Raw genomic sequence first — 19156 nt, 5'->3', positions numbered from 1 at the left:
TTCCCTATTCCCTGTTCCCTATTCCCTACCTATTTCGTGAGCGCTGCCCTATAACCCGTCGCCGAGTCTGAAACCACATAGAAATACCTGTAATTGCTAAGGTTAATAAACCAAAGGCATTGAGAAACGGATAAATCATTTGTAAGTTAATGGAACCAAATTTACCTTTGTGCAGTTCCAAAAGCCAAATAAATTCACTACTTTTATCAGTAAGAACTGCCACCTGAAACAAGGAACCTGTAATCACAGTCAACAACACTGGCAATACCATAATTGGGGCAAACCAAGCGTGCAATTGACGTAAACGGAATCTATTAATAGTCATAGTAATTATCAATTATCAGGGCACTTTAAGTACAAATATCTGGGTTTTAGGGAGCAGGGAGCAGGGAGCAGGGAGCAGGGAGCAGGGAGCAGGGAGCAGGGAGCAGGTAATAGGCAAGAGGCAAGAGGCAAGAGGTAAAAATAATGTGTAGGTCATAGCTATGATAAACGCTATCTAATAGTAATATAATAGTAATCTAAATTCTAGAGAGTAGCTCAATGAATTGTGATAATTTTTGATTCCCTACTCCCTACTCCCTACTCCCTACTCCCTACTCCCTTTGTTATAGTAATAGTATTAGAATAATGGTTGCCAAGTTTTGCCGCTATCTTTGGATTGTAAGATGCCATTCTGATCATTAGCAGCGTATAAGAATTCGGGATTAGACGGGGCGATCGCCATATACAAAAATAAGTCTCCTGTTTCTGCGCTTATGGCTTCCCAATTCTTACCCCCATCGGTACTTTTAAAGAATCCTCCGGAATCTTCTGAAAGGATGTGGAATCCATAAATTACTGTTTTTTCTGCTTCGGATTTCAGAGCCAGACTAGCAACGAGGGACTCTTGAGAATTGGGGACTAAAATCCAGCTTTTTCCACCATCCCTACTCTCAAATAATCCCAGAGTTGTAGCGGCAAACACGTGCTCAGGATTGCGCGGGTCAACTACTAAGTTATGGGGATTATCCTCCAGTCCCTGCGCTGGTAATTGATTCCAGGTTTTGCCACCATCCTTTGAAACCAACAAGCCTTGTTTTCCAGAAACCGCCCATCCATAAATTACTTTGGGGTTAGCTGGTGCGATCGCTAAAGTCAAAAAGTCTACTCCGAGCAGGGATTGGAGCTGCCAATGTTGCCCTTGATTGTAGCTAGTCAGAAAACCGAGCTTGCCTCCTGATGGTGGATGTAAGCTAGCATAAAAGCGTCCGCTATCCTTGGGATGAGCCACAAAGCTGGTGAAATTAGAACGAGTTTTGCCAACTTGCAGCCATTTCCCTGCTTCAGAACGCTGGAGTAACCCATGATGGGTGGCTACGTAGAGAATTTCTGGATTCTCTGGACTGACAGCCATAGCGTGAATATTAGTTTTCTGCCACCACTTCTCAGGAGCATCACTAAGAATAACGTTATTCTTAGTGACATCATTGGTCACTCCTGTTATGGTTGACTGAGTGATATTGGTTTTAATTGTGGTGGGTTGACAACCCATCACCGTAATAGCGACAATACTGTAAATAAACCAATTTTTAACCATATCGTTTATCTCTACATTCATCTATACATCAATTGCTTGATTGAAGCGGGTACAAGTGGCCCTACCACCAGTAATCCTAAGATGAATTCTCCCAATCCCAGGGTTGGACTGGTAATTTCAGTTCTGGTAGTTAACGTTTTACTATCCACTGTTGCTGCTTCGGAAACTGTAGCGGTTGCCACAGGAATAATTATTGATACTGATACCGATTCTAGACCAAGCTGGTTTGATGGTGATGGCGTAGTTGCTGCTCCTGGGGTTTGTTTAGCTATGGTTGTTGCTGATAATCTCCGGTTTGGGCAAGCAAAGGTTCTTTAATGTATTATAGGTCTGGTGTATAACTCCATTATTTGGGAGTTGTCGGTCAGGAGTGGCGAGCTACAATATCTTAAAATATTAGTTAGACATTCCTTGTCTTTCTGTATCCCTTAGGATACAAGCCATGATCGAAATCCGGCAGACCGAAGCTTATTCCAAGTGGTTCAGTGGCTTGCGCGATCGACAAGCAAGGGCACGTATTGATATTCGTATTCGTCGTTTGTCGATGGGCAACCCCGGTGATGTGAAACCAGTGGGAAGAGGAGTTTCGGAACTACGTATTGACTATGGACCTGGCTACCGAGTGTATTTCTTGCAGCGCGGGAGTACCTTGATAATCCTCCTTGCAGGTGGTGACAAGCGCACCCAAGACCGGGATATCAAGACAGCCCTAGATCTAGCACAAAAGTTATAGGAGATGGTGATGACCAACATCAAAACCCATCCTTGGGATGTGGCAGAACATCTAGAGACCAAAGAAGATATGGCTGCCTATCTCGAAGCTGCTCTTGAAGATGGCGATCCTGCCTTGGTGGTGGCTGCTCTAGGAGATATTGCTCGTTCCAAAGCAATGACACAAATTGCTCACGAAACCGGTCTCGGACATGAGAGTCTTGATCAGGCGTTGTTGATGGAAGGTAATCTAAAGTTAGCCACTTTTCTCAAGGTAATACAGGCACTTGGTCTACGGTTGCGGGCTACTTCGATATGAAGTATTGCATTTTTGTTGTTGTGTCTTTTGACTAACTTAGAACGTTTCTTCCTAAACCAATTGGTAACCCAGTTACTCAGAAAAGATTTCAAAATTAATAATCATATCCAGTAGGGATTTCAAAATAAGATGGGTTTACCCTGGATCAGGCAAGAGATAATAAGTCTTGACCCTGCAGCTTGCTTATTTCCATGGAAACCACCACTCAAGATATGCGTTCGCTTCCATTGCCCCCTGGTAACGTCTGTTTACCCATTATCGGTGAGACGATCAGCTTTTTAACGGATCGAAATTTCCACAAAAAGCGGTTAGACAAGTATGGGCGCATCTACAAAACCCACATTTTTGGTAGTCCTGCGGTGACGATGAATACTGCAGAAGCGAATCAATTTCTGTTTACGAATGAAAATCAGTATGTTGCTTCTATCTGGCCCAAAAGCACGCAAATCTTACTTGGAGCCGCCTCACTGGCCAACCAAACGGGAGTTTTCCACCAAAAGCGCCGTAAGTTAATGTCCCAGGCGTTTCAACCGAGAGCATTAGCTAGTTATATTCCCACCATGGCCAACATTACTAGCAATTATCTCCAGAAATGGGAACAGATGGGAACTTTAACCTGGTATCCTCAACTGCAGGACTATACCTTTGAGATCGCTAGTACCTTGCTGATGGGAACTGATGGAGGTTCCGAAACCCCTCTGGCTCAACTATTTAATAACTTTTCTGAGGGAGTGTTCAGTATCCCGATCTCTCTACCTTGGACAAGGTTTGGTAAAGCCTTGCGTGCTCGTCAAGGATTGCTGACCTATATCGAAACCATTGTCCAACAGCGACAGCAACAGAAAAATCCCGGAGAGGACGCCTTGGGACTATTGTTACAAGCCGAGGATGACCAGGGGAATTCCTTGAGTTTGGATGACATCCAAGACCAAGTGCTTCTGTTGTTGTGGGCAGGTCACGAAACCTTAACCTCTGCGATCGCATCTTTTTGTCTGTTGACAGCGCAGCATCCAGATGTTCTTGCCCATCTCCGTGCTGAACAACAGCAGTTTTCTGCTTCAGAACCCCTAACCATGGAACATCTCAAGCAGATGACCTATCTAGAGCAAGTTCTCAAAGAAGTGCTGCGCATAATTCCTCCGGTTAGTGGTATTTTTCGGAGGGTTATTCAGTCTTTTGAATTTAACGGTTACTTGATTCCTCAAGGTTGGACTATACTGTGCCAAATTACCGAAACCCACAAAAATGAGGAAATTTATCAATATCATCAACGCTTTGACCCAGATCGGTTTGGCCTAGATAGGAAAGAAGATAAACAAAAAACTTTTGGATATATCCCCTTTGGGGGTGGTTTACGGGAATGTTTAGGCAGGGAGTTTGCCAAATTAGAAATGAGGATTTTCGCGGCTCAATTGCTCCGGGATTATGACTGGAAACTAGTGCCAGGTCAAGATTTAGAAATGGTGGTGATTCCAACTCCCCATCCCCGGGATGAACTTAAGGTTAAGTTTAGTCGTAGAGTAAACTCTTAAGGTAAGCATATGCGCTACGCGCACGCTACGCGAACAGACGTGAGCTTTTAGCTCACGCTACTTGAGGTGCCATCAACCGTCAGCTTATTTTTTTCAAAAACTATTCCCGTAGCGTAGCCACAGGCCAAAGGCTGATATCGCGGCGCTACGGGAAAGGCAAGAGGCATGCATGCTAGAGGCAAAAGTTGATGGCAACAGCTTTTGCTGGTTGTATAAATCTCAAACACCTGAATCGGTAGTGCTATATCATCCTTAAGTTAAGCTTAAATCTCAAGTTGTTTAGGGTTTATTTGGTAGAGTAATTCACTATTAGTGCTTAAAAATGGCTAGTCTTCCCTAACCATTGCCATGGAGTGATCCAACACTGAAGATTTTAGTTTCACTGATGATCAATTCAATGTCGAAAGCTGACCATAGCCTGTCTAGGAAAACTCCCGGTGATTTATGGTATTCAGATCAAGAACTTTTGGCTCCATATTTATATCTCGAAAAAGATGGATACCTGGTTTATGTCATGGGTGTTAATGACCAGACTAAAAATTGGACTGAACAGGTTCGCGAAGTGCATAAAATGCACTTAAAAAAAGCAGGATATGATGGATTTAGTAATCGAATCGACAATGAATATCATTTAGTAGGAACCTATTTTTTTGTCATCAAAGACAATGAAATAGTACTAACATCACGAATTAACGATAGAACCAAGTCGAGTAGGTTCCCTTTTGAAATGGGGCAAAGACCTAATGGTGAACATTACGTTTTTCAAGACAAGATTCCGGCAGTCGATATCAATACATACAGCGTGATGCTCAGACACTACAGGCGAGCCATGCCATTACTATTAGCAGCTTTTGGTAAATATATTGATGACTTAGGAGCTAAAAGGGCTTTCTGTTTGGTTGATCGTGAAAACAAAGTTACTCAGAGGATGTATCATGATGATTTCCACTTCTTATACTCAACTACATTTGAGGAGCCGATAGTGTTCCCTTCTTTCCTCAATGGATTGAACCAGCAGCCAGTTGAATGGAAGATGATGGAATGGAATGAACAAACGATTAAGTATTATTCTGAATTGCACCGAATGATAACTATAGAAACGAAATAAAGCACCTAATAGTAAGTATTTATATGGCGGTGGGGCCCAGAAAACATCGTAAGGATTCAGTTCAATAGCTGTAAGTATATCCCTGACGTATTGTTCAGTAATTTGCTGAATTTGAACTCAGCTGGTAATGCCATCGATGTAGCACAAAGATTATTTTGTGAAGGCAAAAAATTAACGAGACTATGGTAGTATAGTTTTGTCAGCTAAAGGTTTAGAAGTTCTTTATGCTGAACAGTAGCAATGCTGTTGTGTAGTAGGAATTTACCTAGCCTTGAAGCTACCTTGGTGAATTGCACCAGTCAAATCTTACTTTTTTATTGATGGAGATTAGCCAACATGCTTACTGAATTTCAAACCAAGAAATGGACGCATTTGTTTAATATTTATGATACTAATAATGATGGTGTTGTAACCAAAGAAGACTTTGAGATTAAAGCCCAGACAGTGGCTAAATTACATAATCTTGAGCCGGGATCCGCTGGTTATGACAAGATGTATGCCGAAGTCATGGCTGATTGGGATCATCTCCAAAAAGATGTAGATAAAAACAATAATGGTGAAATTAGTTTAGATGAGTGGCTCGAACATGGTTACACTCGAATTACCAGCAACGAAATGTACGAGACTGTAAAAAAAGAAGCTGATGAGGTTTTCGAGCTGTTTGATCAGAATGGAGATGGTGTTATAAGTCCTGAAGAATTTTCTAATTTGATCAAAGCCTGGGGAGTTAGCGATGAAGAATTAGAGATTGCTTGCTCTAAGCTAAATCTGAAAGCAGGTAACACTTTGTCTAAGGATCAGTTTAAAGACTTGCTTGAACAATTTCACAAAAGTGATGACCCAGATTCTCCTGGTAATTATCTTTTCGGTTCTTTCTAAGCTCGATCGCGTAGCGTGACCAAAGGTCAATCGCTTTTAGCGTGGCCTACGGCCAATCGCGTAGCGTGACCAAAGGTCAATCGCTTTTAGCGTGGCCTACGGCCAATCGCGTAGCGTGACCAAAGGTCAATCATTTGATATTGTAGATCTCGTAGGGTGCGTTAGGCGAAGCCGTAACGCACCATTATTTTAAGCCGTAACTAACTTTTTGAGTTCACAGACCCTGAAGTTTCAGAACTACCCTTACCTTCTAAGAAGCAACCACAACCATATTTTTCGGTAAAATTAAGCTAAATTTCAAAGGTAAACGTCAGGATAAATAATCGATGCTCAAATTCTACTACAATCCCCTCTCGCCCAATGTTCGTCGTGTCTGGCTAACCTTACTAGAAAAAAACCTTACCTTTGAAACAGTATTAGTTAAATTAGATGGCGATCAATTTCAACCAGAGTTTTTAGACATTAACCCATTTCATCACATTCCCGTTCTGGAGGATGACGGTTTGCGGTTAGTAGAATCCTTGGCAATTATGGACTACTTGGAAGCCAAATATCCCACACCTGCGCTGCTGCCAACTTCACCAGAGGCATTAGCCAAAGTACGCATGGTACAATTGTTGACAGCTAATGAGCTATTTCCCCCAGTAGTTCAACTAATCTGTCAAAAGGAAGACTCACCACAATTTACACGAGCCAAGCAGAAGCTAGATACAGTACTCAAATTTTTATCCGAGTTATTAGGAAACAGCCCTTACTTTGCTTCGGACCAGTTAACCTTAGGAGATATCGTTGCTGGAGCAGCAATATCGTTATTGCCGAAGTTAGAGATTAATCTTACTGATTATCCTAACATGGATCAGTGGTTTAAAAGATTGATGCAACGGGAACCATGGCAGAAAACAGACATGAGTGCAGAGGATTTTGAAGAATTTAAGCGGCGAGTAAAAGTTCTGGTAAAACTCCGTGCTCGTGAACTGATTGGGGGAAATAAAACACAGTAAACTCAGCTTGCGATAGGGTATAGCGCTATGGGCAAGTCAGAAGTCAGAAGTCAGAAGTCAGAAGTAAGTTATGACTAAGTTTTGGAGTTTAGGAATGTCAAACACCCTAATGCGTAGTGCTATATGAGCTATCAGCTATCAGCCATTGGCCAAGCTACACCGAACAGCTTTTGAATAAGATAAGCTGACGGCTGACCACTGACCACTGACCACTGACTGCTGACCGCTGATAGCTTACCCACTAACACTCATCCCCTTGACTCTCCACTAAACTAGAGAGTTTATCCTTTAACCGTAGGGTTAGAGGATATCATGACACAACAAAGCTTTCGTTTACAAGGAATGAGCTGCGCTGGTTGCGCCAGACGCATAGAAACCCTGATTCAAAGGGTTCCAGGTGTAGTAGAGTGCAGGGTCAATTTTGGTACAGAAGAAGCTAGTATTACCTACAATACCGAGGAAAGTAACCCCCACAAAACTAACCAGCAACTAACCAAACTGATTCAACAGACAGTGAGTGATGCTGGCTACCAAGCTTTCCCAATCGAGGATATCAGTGATCAGCCTGATGATCACGAATGGCAAGGTCAAGCTGAAACCCTTGACCTAAAACGAAAATTCATTGTCGGTGCTGTCCTTAGTACTGTGTTAGTGATTGGTTCACTACCGATGATGACAGGATTATCTATCCCCTGGATTCCATCTTGGTTACACCACCCTTGGCTACAGCTGGTCTTAACCACACCGGTTCTGTTTTGGTGTGGACAGTCATTTTTGACTGGAGCATGGAAAGCCTGGAAACACAAAACAGCAGATATGAATACCCTAGTCACCCTTGGGACTAGTGCTGCTTATGTCTATTCTCTGTTTCCCACAGTGTTGCCCCCGGTTGTTTTGAAATCATTCCTACCCCAAGGGGTAACTCTCCCTGTGTACTATGAAACCACTGCTGTAGTGATTACCCTGATTTTGCTAGGGCGATTGCTAGAACACCGGGCTAAAGGACAGACATCTCAAGCAATTCGTAAGTTGATGGGATTACAAGCTAAAACCGCTCGTGTGATTCGCCATGGTCAACCCCAGGATATTCCCTTGGCCCAGGTGCAAGTTGGAGATGTGGTATTAGTGCGTCCAGGAGAAACTATTCCGGTAGACGGCATAGTTATGGAAGGGGCTTCTACTGTAGATGAAGCCATGGTCACAGGAGAAAGTGTTGCGGTCAAGAAACACCCGGGGGATGAAGTGATTGGAGCAACGATTAATAAAACCGGTAGCTTCCAGTTCCAGGCGACTCGGGTAGGAAAAGATACCGTACTGGCACAGATTGTTAAGTTAGTACACCAGGCTCAAGGGTCTAAAGCACCGATTGAAACCTTAGCGGATCAGGTGACAGGGTGGTTTGTGCCGGTAGTGATTGCGATCGCAATGGTCACTTTTGGAGTTTGGTGGATGACCACGGGAAATCCTACCCTAGCCATGATTAATATGGTGGCGGTGTTAGTGATTGCTTGTCCCTGTGCTTTAGGTCTAGCTACTCCAACTGCAGTGATGGTAGGAACGGGTAAAGGTGCAGAAAACGGGATTTTAATTAAAAATGCCGAGAGTCTGGAATTGATTCATCAACTGCAAATTATCGTGCTAGATAAAACCGGAACCCTAACGGAAGGGAAACCTACGGTAACGGATTTTATTACAGTTGGAGGCATCTATGACTCTTCGTCAGAACTTGCCAGCTTTACCGGGAGCAATGAAATCAACTTGCTGCAACTAGCGGCAATAGTGGAAAGTCATTCGGAACATCCCTTAGCTGAAGCAGTGGTGCGCTATGCCCAATCTCAGGGAATAGGATTGCTGTTACCAACACCAGAGCATTTTACTGCTGTTGCTGGCAGTGGGGTACAGGCAATGGTTGATCACAATCATCCCCTCTTATCTTCCGAACCAGCAGGGGGTGGGCTAAAGGGCAAGAGATTGGTGCAGATTGGGACAAAACGATGGATGGAAGAATTAGGGATTGACACAGATGTGACGGTGCAACCGAATCGGTCTTTAGCAGACTATCAGGGGGATTGGGAGGCGAGCCGTAAGACGGTAGTTTGGATCGCAGTTGATGGTAAAATTGAGGGGATTTTGGGTATTGCTGATGCCCTCAAACCCGCTTCAGCTGAGGTGGTTAAAGCCTTGAAGCGGTTGGGATTAGAGGTAGTAATGCTAACGGGAGATAATCAACAAACTGCTGATGCGATCGCAAACGAGGTTGGCATCCATCGGGTATTTGCTCAAGTCCGACCAGATCAAAAAGCTAGCATGATCTCTACTCTCCAAAAAGAAGGCAAAACTGTAGCAATGGTAGGGGATGGGATTAATGATGCCCCAGCTCTGGCTCAAGCAGACGTGGGGATTGCCATTGGTACAGGTACTGATGTTGCGATCGCAGCCTCTGATATTACCCTAATCTCGGGAGATTTACAAGGCATCATTACAGCCATTCAACTAAGTCGTGCTACCTTCAGCACCATTCGCACTAACCTCTTTTTTGCCTTTATCTACAATGTACTAGGAATTCCGATTGCGGCTGGTGTGTTATTCCCGATCTTTGGCTGGTTACTCAATCCCATTATTGCTGGTGCAGCGATGGCATTTAGTTCAGTATCTGTGGTAACTAATGCGTTGCGATTACGGAATTTTAAACCTATTTCTGGGTTATGAGACACTGTTATTGGTGGGTTACGGCGGATAGGTCGGTTAAAAGGTGAGCTTTTACAGTATTCGCCGCCTAACCCACCCTACCCTTGGATGTAAGTAATCTAACCAGCTGTTTGTGTGAGCTACTGTCTCAATCCCAACTGCCCTAAGCCTTACAATCCTGATGGCAACAAGTTTTGCCAAACTTGCGGCACTAAACTCTTGTTAGGACAGCAATACCGCCCTATTAAGCTGATTGCAGCAGGAGGCTTTGGCAGAACGCTTTTGGCCATCGACGAGGGAAAAGCGTCTAAATCCTACTGTGTGATTAAGCAATTTTACCCCCAAGGTAATAATCATCCTACCAAAGCTGCTCGATTATTTCACCAGGAAGCCTTGCGCTTAGAACAGTTGGGCAAACACCCCCAGATTCCTGAACTCTTCGCCCATTTTGAACAAGATCATCACTGGTACATAGTTCAGGAATTTATCCATGGGGAAAATTTAGCTCAAGAGTTGGCAGCAACTGAACCATTCCGAGAAGGTCAGATTCGTAGACTCCTGAGTCAGTTGTTACCAGTGCTGCACTTTATCCACCAAGGTAAGGTAATTCATCGGGATATCAAGCCAGAGAATATCATTCGTCGTGGTATCCTCCGCCCCAGTGCTAGGCAGGGGGTTATCACTCCCCCAGACCTGGTACTAGTAGATTTTGGTGCAGCGAAGTATGCCACAGCCACTACCTTAGCCAAAACTGGCACAACTATTGGTAGTGCTGGTTATGCGGCTCCGGAACAAATCTTTGGTAAAGCAGTATTTGCCAGTGACATCTATAGTTTAGGAGTCACCTGCATTCATTTGTTGACCCAAACTCAGCCATTTAATTTATACGATCCGATGGAAAATGGCTTTGTCTGGCGGGATTTTTTGGTTCATAATCCTGTCAGTAGACAATTGAGTCGGATTCTCGACACAATGATTCAGAGTTCCATCAAGCTCAGGTATCAATCCGCGATCGCAGTGATGGACGATTTAGGAATCACCCGAGAAACCGAAGCTGGTCTTACCTGGGAGCCATTCCACCGTAATCAACTAACTCCCCAATTTACTGGTAGAACTGCTAAAACTGGTAAAACTAATCTAAAAACTAACTCTAGGCCACCAAGAGGTAATCCCAGGATTATCGTTTTTGCAGCAACCACTCTCAAAGGTCATTCCGATGAAATTTATTCTGTAGCCTTTAGCCCTGATGGACGTACCCTAGCCAGTGGGTGTAGGGACAAAACTATCAAGTTGTGGGAGTTGAAAACAGCCTGGGAAATCCTTACCTTTGGAGGTTGGTTTTCTAAGCATTCCGCTGAAGTACGTGCTGTAGCATTTAGTCCTAAAGGCAGGAGTCTTGCCAGTGGTAGCGCTGACCATACCATCAAACTCTGGAATGTCCGTACTGGTAAAGAGATGTTCACCTTCACAGGGCATTCCGGTGAGGTGAATTCCATTGCCTTTCACCCCCAAGGATACCACCTTGCCAGTGGCAGTAGCGATGGCACCATTAAGCTTTGGGATGTTCGTACCCTTACGCAGCTCACTACTCTGACCGGACATTCATCATTGATTCATTCAGTAACCTTTAGGCCAGATGGAAAAATCCTTGCTAGTGGTAGTGCTGACGCTACCATCAAGCTGTGGGATGCCTTAAGTGGTCAGGAAATTCACACCTTTGAAGGGCATTCAGACCAGGTGCTTGCGATCGCGTTCACTCCCAATGGACAGACCCTAGCCAGTGCTAGTGCTGACGGTACTATCAAGCTTTGGGATATTGGCACTGCCCAGGAAATTACCACCCTCAACGGACATAATGGTTGGGTTTATGCGATCGCATTTGACCGTAGTGGCCAAATACTCGCTAGTGGTAGTGCAGATACTACTATAAAGCTATGGGATGTTGATACAACTCAAGAAATTGGCACTCTCAACGGTCATTCAGACACCATTCATGCTCTTGCTTTTGGTCCGAATAACAGAACTCTTGCCAGTGGTAGTTTCGATAACACCATCAAGATTTGGCGCTAATTACCTAGCTTGCTTCAGGTAAAAGGCAATAGGCAATAGGCAATAGGCAACTGGCAATAGGCAATACGATGATTAAGAACTAATAATTATACTTACGGTAAACATAATAACAAAAGCAAATTTTAAATACCAATGCAACTAATATCTGAACCCAAATATTATTCTCCAGAAGACTATTTAAAACTAGAAGAAACAGCAGAATACAAGAGTGAATATCGGGATGGAGAAATTATACCAATGACTGGTGGCACTACCAATCATAATCAAATTGCCCTTAATATTGCTACCCTTTTCAAACTTGGATTAAAGGGAAAAGAGTACAAAATTTACATTGGTGATGTGCGTTTGTGGATACCTCGTTACCGTCAGTATACTTATCCAGATGTTATGGTGATTCAGGGTGAACCGGTTTACACAGGTAAGGGTACAACTACAGTAACGAACCCAATGTTAATTGTCGAAGTTTTATCAAACTATACTAAAAACTATGATCAAGGTGATAAGTTTTTATACTATCGTTCCATCTCAGAGTTCAAAGAATATATTCTAATCGAACAAAGTGAGTATCGTCTACTGCAATATAATAAAACTGCTACCAATCAATGGCAGTTCACTGAGTATGAATCAGAAAATTCCGTTATTTCTATAAATTCAATAGAGTTAAGCGTTTCTTTTCAAGAACTTTACGAGGGGGTAAATTTTAAACTTAATCAAGATTAATTTTTTGATTAATCATTAAACTTGCTCCCTTCTGTACTATTTAAATAGTAAAGCTACCCTAAACCAAACAACCTTCAACCTTGGCCAAAAGGCCACGCTACGCGAACAACCAAACAACCTTCAACCTTCAACCTTAAACCTTCAACCCTTCAACCTTGATAATGACTAGTAATTTTTTTAGCACAAAAGAAAAGTTCTTTGATCTGTGGGCACCAAACTACGACATCCTGTTCACAACAGTATTTTATCAGGCACTCCATAAACGGCTGTTAGAGTTTGTAGAATTCACAGATCACCCCAATGTATTAGACCTTGGCTGTGGTACAGGTCGTTTACTGAATCGCCTTGCTCAAGAGTTTCCCAATCTTCGAGGCACTGGGGTAGATTTATCTACTCAAATGCTCGCTCAAGCCCGACAAAAAAACCAGCATCGGCAGCGAATAATCTATAGAAAAGGCAATGCTGAATCTCTCCCCTTTGCTGACAGGGAATTTGAAGCAGTATTTAATACCATCAGCTTTTTACACTATCTCAATCCTCAACAAGTTTTTTCAGAAGTTAGTCGGGTCTTGGAACCCAAAGGACATTATTACTTAGTAGACTATACTGTTAGAAAGAGAAAAAAGTCTTTACCAATTTCCCCTAACCAGATTCGTTTCTATAGCCGACAGCAACGGGAAGAATTTGGCCAGGTAGCGGGTTTGTCATGCTTAGGACATCACCATCTCCTCGGACCCGTTGTGCTAAGTATCTTTGAAAAACATTAATAACTATTCCCTCTCCCCATACCTCCAATACATTCCAAAACTCCCTACTCCCTACTCCCTACTCCCTACTCCCTACTCCCGATTCCCTACTCCCTACTCCCGACTCCCGACTCCCTAACTAAAGCGCTATAACTACTGAATCACCTCATAGCACTCTGCCACAGATGCCCGTTTTTCCATAGCAGCCACCAGTGCTTCATAAGATTCCCAGTGTTCAGTAATCATACTAGTCGCTTGACGCTCAGCCCATCGTGCTTTCACTGAGTACTCACTAGCAGAAAAACCTAACCCTTCCAAAGCATCTCGGAGTTTTTCGCAGTCTTCTGCTCCGCCCTCAACACTCTCATAGACTATAGTTTCCGCAGCAATGCCTGCCATCCAAACCGTGCAAAATCGATCTAAGGTTAATCGCATTTCCCGAATACTAGAAGCCTTAGCCGATAGTGCCTCAGTATCAAACGTCACACCACCATTACCCAGTTGTCCCTGCTTCAAAGCTTCCCAAGCACTTAAGGTGTAACCAGTGATTGGAATACCAAGTAAGTAAGCCACCAGAAAATGACCCGCTTCATGGCGAATTATGCGTCCGCGATGTTCAGGATTGGTACTCGCCAATACATCTAACAGCAGCGTTAACCCTTTCCCTTGGAAGCTGAAGCCATCTAGGGTAACAAGACTCAAGACACCAAAAGTAGTTACCGCAGGGATTGCCGGAGAAATATTCAACAGTGGTCCTAGCAAAACCGAAAGGGTCATGCCAAAAACACCAATAGCAATTAAATTCAGCGCAATTTGTTGCATTTGTTCTTGGTTACTTGTTACTTCATTGTTAGTTATATCATGTTTTTGGTAACAATTATGAATAGTAGGAAATAGGAAACAGGGAACAGGGAACATGGAATAGGGAATAGGGAATAGGGAACATGAAACAGATAACCGACAAATAGTAGGGATATTAACTACTTTTTATAAACAAATTTTTTGGATAAATGTTTATATAAACATGAGATAAAATTTTTATGATTAATTGCAATTTTTACTGTCCATCCAAGTATCCAAGCCTTTCATCCTTGATATTTAAACCTTGGCCAAAAGGCCACGCTACGGAACCAGATAACCTACCCTACGGGAACCCTAAAGGTGAACAACTTTTAAGAATTAAGAATTAAGAATTAAGAATTAAGAATTAAGAATTTTACATTCTGCATTCTACATTCTTAATTCTGCATTCTACATTCTTAATTCTGCATTCTACATTCTTAATTCTGCATTCTACATTCTACATTCTACATTCTGCATTCTACATTCTGCATTCTACATTCTACATTCTACATTCTACATTCTGCATTCTACATTCTGACAGACAACCTTCATACTTGATCCTCAAACTTTGGTGTATCCGATGGAGGAGAAGGAGCAGGAGTAGGTTTCTTACCTTTGTAGAACGTTTCCAAGCTCTTGGTATCTCCCACAAACCTCCAGTGCCAAGGCTCATAACTAATTCCTTGGGGATTGTCTCTAGGAAAAGACAACTCAAAGCTGTAGAAAGCCGCATTCTTTTCCAACCACTTAAAGGCTGCCGTATTCTCAAACTCAGGATTAAGGTTAGTAGCTGGTGTCATGCCATCCCCAATATCGATCGCATAACCAGTGTGATGCTCACTGTAGCCAGGAGGAGCACTTACTTCAGCCCGTTTACTAGCCACCTGTCCTCGCTGTTCCTTTACTTGAAAAAACAGGTACTTTTGCTGTTCCACAGAACGGAAACCGGAAATTGGCACTAGGATTATCCCCTGTCTTCTTGCTGCTGCTGCCATTGCTTTGTATTTCCGAGCTGCTGCAGCCTCCAGTTTGATCCGGCCATCACGGGTAATTGGTTGCAGTTGTGAGCTTAGGACTTCAGAGTAGGGTAAGTGTCCCAGAATGTTATTACCATCATTCCCCCTAGTGTTTAGACTAGCTTGTGGATTCTGTGAACTAGCTTCTGTCTCACTTTGAGTCGATGTTGCTTCACCAGACTTGGACTGAGCTTCAGGAGTTGGTTCCATTGGAATCAGGCTAAAGGCGATTCCTCCTATTGCTAATAGTCCAATAATGAGTAAGGTAACCTGCCAACGAGACCGGGGTTTAATATCCTGTCTATCCCTTACTGCCTCGGGAATATCATCTACTGGTACCTCTGTTACCTCAGAAAGGTTTGCTGGTTCGCCCGGGAGACCTGCGTTATTCAATAGTCCACTCCTGCACTGACATCCAAATTATTACATTTATTTATTACATACTTATAGTTACTGAAAATCCCAGCAGTGTCAGCGGATCAACTGGATTACTTGACCAATCGTTCCAGAATTGTTATCGTAAAGATACGAGTTCAGCAACGGTAATGGCAAGGCACAAAACCTTTGACCCAGAAGATGTCCTAGAAAAAGCCATGGAAACCTTTTGGCTTTATGGCTATGAAGGGACCTCAATGCAGGACTTGGTCAAAACCATGGGGATTAACCGAGGCAGTCTATACGACACCTTTGGTGACAAACGTTCCCTATTCCTCGCTGCGATCGCTCATTACAACGATACCTGTGTTAAAAATGCGATCGCATCCCTAGAAGCCCCCACAGCCTCAAAGCAAGCCATTATCGACTTTTTCTACAACCTCATCGAAGGGGCTGTAGACGATAAAGACCATCGAGGCTGCTTGCTCACCAACACCGCTGTTGAACTGTGTCCCCACGATCCACAGACTAAATCCCGGATTACTGCTAATTTGCGCTCAGTGGAAAACGCTTTTAAAAAAGCCTTATCCACAGCAAGGGAGCAAGGGGAAATCACAACCAACCATGACCTTCAGGCATTAGCCCAATATTTCACCAGTAGTATACAAGGGTTGCGGGTTATCTCCAAAGTCAACCCAGACCCAGAAACCCTAAGAGCTATTGTCAAGGTCATACTTTCCGTTCTCGATTGAGAGAGTAAATTGACAGAGTAAATTGACAGAGTAAATTGACAGAGTAAATTTTTTTGCTCTTAATTGGAACGATTGTTCAAATATCATCTAACCAGGAGGAAATCATGACCTTAAGCCAAGACTTGATTAACCTAAATACCCAGCTTCGCGCTAAGCAACCAGAAGAAGCCAAAGCCATCATGGCAAAAGCAGGGGAAGACCTCGCTAATTCTGGCATTGTAGACAATAGCCTCAATGTTGGCGACAAAGTCCCTAACTTTACCCTGCCTAATGCTGTAGGTAAACTGGTAGAATTGCAAGACCTACTAGCCATCGGAGCCGTAGTCATTTCCTTCTACCGGGGTCAGTGGTGTCCTTACTGCAACCTAGAATTACGAGCATTGCAGCAATTCTTACCAGAAATTCAGAAATTAGGTGCAACCCTAGTCGCTATTTCCCCTCAAACTCCCGATAATTCCCTATCCACTACAGAGAAAAACCACCTAACCTTTGAAGTACTAAGCGATGTTGGGAATAAGATTGCCAAAGAGTTTGGTCTAGTCTTCACCGTACCAGAAGAACTCCGACCAGTTTATCAAAGCTTTGGCATTGATTTACCTGCCCACAACGGCGATGAAACCTTTGAATTACCCATTGCCGCCACCTATGTGATTAATTCCGATGGAACCATCACCCATGCCTTCGTTGACCTAGATTACACCAAGCGACTTGACCCAGAAGAGATTGTCAGGGCATTACAAACCCTGGCTGTAGCCGTATAAGTAGCTCAATAAAAATCGTAAGCATTAGCTGACGGCTGAATGCTTACGACACAGCAGCAATTCTTGATATCAAACTACTTAGTGCCAGCCTGTCTTCATACAGCAAATCAATAATGCTGAATTCATCAATATTTCAGTCAACAGTCAACAATCATTCCTAGTTTAGGAGAAATTGAACTATGTCAGAAACAGCCAAATATATTACCCTAAATTACGATAACTTTGAAACCGAAGTGCTCAACAGCTCCATTCCAGTCATAGTAGATTTTTGGGCACCATGGTGTGGTCCTTGTCGGGTAATGAATCCAATCGTCACTGAATTAGCCACAGAATTTGATGGAGTTGTCAAAGTAGGCAAATTAAATGTTGATGACTACGAACAACTAGCCAGCCAGTATCACATTGAAGCAATTCCTTCCCTATTGTTCTTCAACCAAGGTAAAGTAGTTGAACGGTTTGAAGGTCTTGTGCGTAAAGCGACTCTGGTTGACAAAATTAATGCCCTAACTAATCTCATTTCTGTTTAAGGAGGTAACATAGGATTATCGGATAATGGGTAATGGTTAATAGTTTAAAGGTAATAGCTAATTGTCCATTACCCATTACCTTTAGGGAGTCAAAATTTGTGGCAAGCACTTAGATAAATTCAGGGATAAATTGATAGAAAATAATCATGATTGAGCTATATACCTTTTCCACACCTAACGGACGGAAACCTGCTATCATGCTCGAAGAAGTAGGACTTCCCTACACCGTTCACAAAATTGACATAACCAAGGGAGAACAGTTTACTCCCGAATATGTAGCAATCAATCCCAATAGTAAAATTCCTGCTATCCTTGACCAGGATACTGGTATCAAAGTTTTCGAGTCAGGAGCAATCCTAATTTATTTAGCAGAGAAGACAGACAAGTTGTTGCCAACTGATACAGCAGCAAGAATACAAGTGATTGAATGGTTGATGTTCCAGATGGCAAGCGTTGGACCAATGTTTGGTCAACTGAGTCACTTCCGACGCTTTGCCCCAGAACAGATTCCCTATGCTATTGATCGCTATGAAAAAGAAACCCTACGTCTGTTTGGTGTCTTAGATCAGCAATTAGCAAAACAGGAATTCATTGTTGGAGATTACTCCATTGCCGACATAGCTACCTATCCTTGGGTAGCTGCCTATGAGTATTTGGGAGTCACCCTAGATAACCATCCCCACCTCAAACTTTGGGTCGAGACAATGCAGCAGCGACCCGCTGTGGAAAGGGGCATGGCAGTTTAAAGGTTTGTTGAAAGTTGAAAGTTGAAAGTTGAAAGTTGAAAGTTGAAAGTTAAAAGTTGAAAGTTAAAAGTTGAAAGTTCAACCTTGGCCTTTCGGCCACGCGTTCGCGTTCAACCTTCAACGTTATTAATCCTAGGTGGGCAGTGCCTATCAAGCCTATTAACAGCTGATCTGATCTGTCTGGTGCACTGCCCACCCTACATGAACTTACTGAAACTCAAGGATCTACTTTGATTGAACAATTTAAAAGTAATAATTCTGAGTTAAAACTCTTTGAAATAGGGGATGATAAGAGCTACTTTATAAAGTAACTATAAAGAGCTCAAATCCCTTGACAGATATGGATTTCAGGGAACAGGGCTAAACCGAGGCCGAATTCTTGAAAGCCTTGCAGCGCCATGGTTATAGCTTCGTTTACCAATCAGCTCTGAGAACTGTGATAATTAAGCGAATTTCGTTTAAAATTAAGAGCTGATAAACTTTGCTTACAAATATTACAAAACTTAGGTGTTTTTTATTACGCTGTAGATGTAGTAAAGCTCAAAAAAATCAAGTTTTTAGGCTAATTTATATTTCTTTTCACAGAGAAAAAAAGTCAGGAGTGAATCATGGTTACTTTCGCGGATTTAGGCACTTTCACCAGGAATTTCATCAGCCGCAATGGGGAGTTTAGGCTCTTAGACCGCACTGATGTGTTTAAGTTTAGGGTCTCAAACAACGGTCAAATTAAACTCAATCTATACAATATTAGTGCTGGTGATAATGCTAACTTCAGACTCTACC

The 19156-nt window shown here is 42.8% G+C and carries 21 protein-coding genes; 16 read left to right on the top strand and 5 right to left on the bottom strand.

Going from position 1 to position 19156, the window contains the following annotated elements:
• Window positions 1-25 precede the first annotated feature (25 nt).
• The 3 genes from F6K49_RS25880 to F6K49_RS25870 all read right to left on the bottom strand — a co-directional run bounded on the left by F6K49_RS25880 (window position 26) and on the right by F6K49_RS25870 (window position 1579).
• Complete coding sequence (locus F6K49_RS25880) at window positions 26-325, bottom strand: PepSY domain-containing protein (protein WP_293101232.1); 300 nt, start codon at window positions 323-325, stop codon at window positions 26-28.
• A gap of 15 nt (window positions 326-340) precedes the next feature.
• Window positions 341-481, bottom strand: coding sequence for a hypothetical protein (locus F6K49_RS25875; RefSeq protein ID WP_293101229.1), 141 nt, complete (start codon window positions 479-481; stop codon window positions 341-343).
• A 141-nt stretch (window positions 482-622) separates the two neighbouring features.
• The gene (locus F6K49_RS25870; protein ID WP_293101226.1) at window positions 623-1579 is read right to left on the bottom strand and encodes a F510_1955 family glycosylhydrolase; all 957 of its coding nucleotides are present in this window, start codon (window positions 1577-1579) and stop codon (window positions 623-625) included.
• Between the two features lie 81 nt (window positions 1580-1660).
• Here F6K49_RS25870 and F6K49_RS25865 point away from each other — a divergent pair, with 81 nt between their 5' ends.
• The 12 genes from F6K49_RS25865 to F6K49_RS25810 all read left to right on the top strand — a co-directional run bounded on the left by F6K49_RS25865 (window position 1661) and on the right by F6K49_RS25810 (window position 13492).
• A complete protein-coding gene (locus F6K49_RS25865; RefSeq protein WP_293065894.1) occupies window positions 1661-1897 on the top strand; it encodes a hypothetical protein in 237 nt (78 codons plus the stop codon).
• Between the two features lie 124 nt (window positions 1898-2021).
• The gene (locus F6K49_RS25860; RefSeq protein ID WP_293053070.1) at window positions 2022-2312 is read left to right on the top strand and encodes a type II toxin-antitoxin system RelE/ParE family toxin; all 291 of its coding nucleotides are present in this window, start codon (window positions 2022-2024) and stop codon (window positions 2310-2312) included.
• A gap of 9 nt (window positions 2313-2321) precedes the next feature.
• A complete protein-coding gene (locus tag F6K49_RS25855) occupies window positions 2322-2609 on the top strand; it encodes an addiction module antidote protein (protein ID WP_293029960.1) in 288 nt (95 codons plus the stop codon).
• Window positions 2610-2800: 191 nt separating this feature from the next.
• Window positions 2801-4141: a cytochrome P450 gene (locus F6K49_RS25850; protein WP_293101223.1), complete on the top strand. Its 1341-nt coding sequence runs from the start codon at window positions 2801-2803 to the stop codon at window positions 4139-4141.
• Window positions 4142-4526: 385 nt separating this feature from the next.
• The gene (locus F6K49_RS25845) at window positions 4527-5249 is read left to right on the top strand and encodes a hypothetical protein (protein WP_293029954.1); all 723 of its coding nucleotides are present in this window, start codon (window positions 4527-4529) and stop codon (window positions 5247-5249) included.
• Between the two features lie 336 nt (window positions 5250-5585).
• Window positions 5586-6128, top strand: a complete 543-nt coding sequence (locus tag F6K49_RS25840; protein ID WP_293065903.1) for an EF-hand domain-containing protein — start codon at window positions 5586-5588, stop codon at window positions 6126-6128.
• A gap of 326 nt (window positions 6129-6454) precedes the next feature.
• Window positions 6455-7129, top strand: a complete 675-nt coding sequence (locus tag F6K49_RS25835) for a glutathione S-transferase family protein (protein ID WP_293029314.1) — start codon at window positions 6455-6457, stop codon at window positions 7127-7129.
• Window positions 7130-7441: 312 nt separating this feature from the next.
• Entirely contained in the window at window positions 7442-9838 is a 2397-nt protein-coding gene (locus tag F6K49_RS25830; protein WP_293101218.1) for a heavy metal translocating P-type ATPase, read from the top strand.
• A 114-nt stretch (window positions 9839-9952) separates the two neighbouring features.
• Complete coding sequence (locus F6K49_RS25825; RefSeq protein ID WP_293101213.1) at window positions 9953-11887, top strand: WD40 repeat domain-containing serine/threonine-protein kinase; 1935 nt, start codon at window positions 9953-9955, stop codon at window positions 11885-11887.
• A 132-nt stretch (window positions 11888-12019) separates the two neighbouring features.
• Complete coding sequence (locus tag F6K49_RS25820; RefSeq protein WP_293101210.1) at window positions 12020-12607, top strand: Uma2 family endonuclease; 588 nt, start codon at window positions 12020-12022, stop codon at window positions 12605-12607.
• Window positions 12608-12768: 161 nt separating this feature from the next.
• The gene (locus F6K49_RS25815) at window positions 12769-13374 is read left to right on the top strand and encodes a class I SAM-dependent methyltransferase (protein ID WP_293101207.1); all 606 of its coding nucleotides are present in this window, start codon (window positions 12769-12771) and stop codon (window positions 13372-13374) included.
• Window positions 13361-13492, top strand: a complete 132-nt coding sequence (locus F6K49_RS25810) for a hypothetical protein (RefSeq protein ID WP_293065921.1) — start codon at window positions 13361-13363, stop codon at window positions 13490-13492. The genes F6K49_RS25815 and F6K49_RS25810 overlap by 14 nt, the downstream gene beginning before the upstream one ends.
• A 14-nt stretch (window positions 13493-13506) precedes the next feature.
• On the opposite strand, the gene F6K49_RS25805 is transcribed toward F6K49_RS25810, so the two are convergent.
• Window positions 13507-14175, bottom strand: coding sequence for an ATP-dependent Zn protease (locus tag F6K49_RS25805; RefSeq protein ID WP_293065924.1), 669 nt, complete (start codon window positions 14173-14175; stop codon window positions 13507-13509).
• Between the two features lie 569 nt (window positions 14176-14744).
• Complete coding sequence (locus F6K49_RS25800; RefSeq protein WP_293029336.1) at window positions 14745-15605, bottom strand: M15 family metallopeptidase; 861 nt, start codon at window positions 15603-15605, stop codon at window positions 14745-14747.
• Window positions 15606-15757: 152 nt separating this feature from the next.
• Here F6K49_RS25800 and F6K49_RS25795 point away from each other — a divergent pair, with 152 nt between their 5' ends.
• The 4 genes from F6K49_RS25795 (at window position 15758) to F6K49_RS25780 (ending at window position 18373) form a co-directional block, all read left to right on the top strand.
• Window positions 15758-16339, top strand: coding sequence for a TetR/AcrR family transcriptional regulator (locus F6K49_RS25795; RefSeq protein ID WP_293065927.1), 582 nt, complete (start codon window positions 15758-15760; stop codon window positions 16337-16339).
• A 104-nt stretch (window positions 16340-16443) separates the two neighbouring features.
• On the top strand, window positions 16444-17100 hold the full coding sequence (locus F6K49_RS25790; RefSeq protein ID WP_293065930.1) for a peroxiredoxin-like family protein: 657 nt from the start codon (window positions 16444-16446) through the stop codon (window positions 17098-17100).
• A gap of 179 nt (window positions 17101-17279) precedes the next feature.
• A complete protein-coding gene (gene trxA / locus F6K49_RS25785; RefSeq protein ID WP_293079831.1) occupies window positions 17280-17627 on the top strand; it encodes a thioredoxin in 348 nt (115 codons plus the stop codon).
• Window positions 17628-17773: 146 nt separating this feature from the next.
• Complete coding sequence (locus tag F6K49_RS25780) at window positions 17774-18373, top strand: glutathione S-transferase N-terminal domain-containing protein (protein ID WP_293065936.1); 600 nt, start codon at window positions 17774-17776, stop codon at window positions 18371-18373.
• The last annotated feature ends 783 nt before the right edge of the window (window positions 18374-19156 follow it).

This window comes from Moorena sp. SIO3I6, assembly GCF_010672095.1.
The sequence above is the reverse complement of the archived record's forward strand: the minus strand, read 5'-3'. Positions and strand labels throughout refer to the sequence as shown.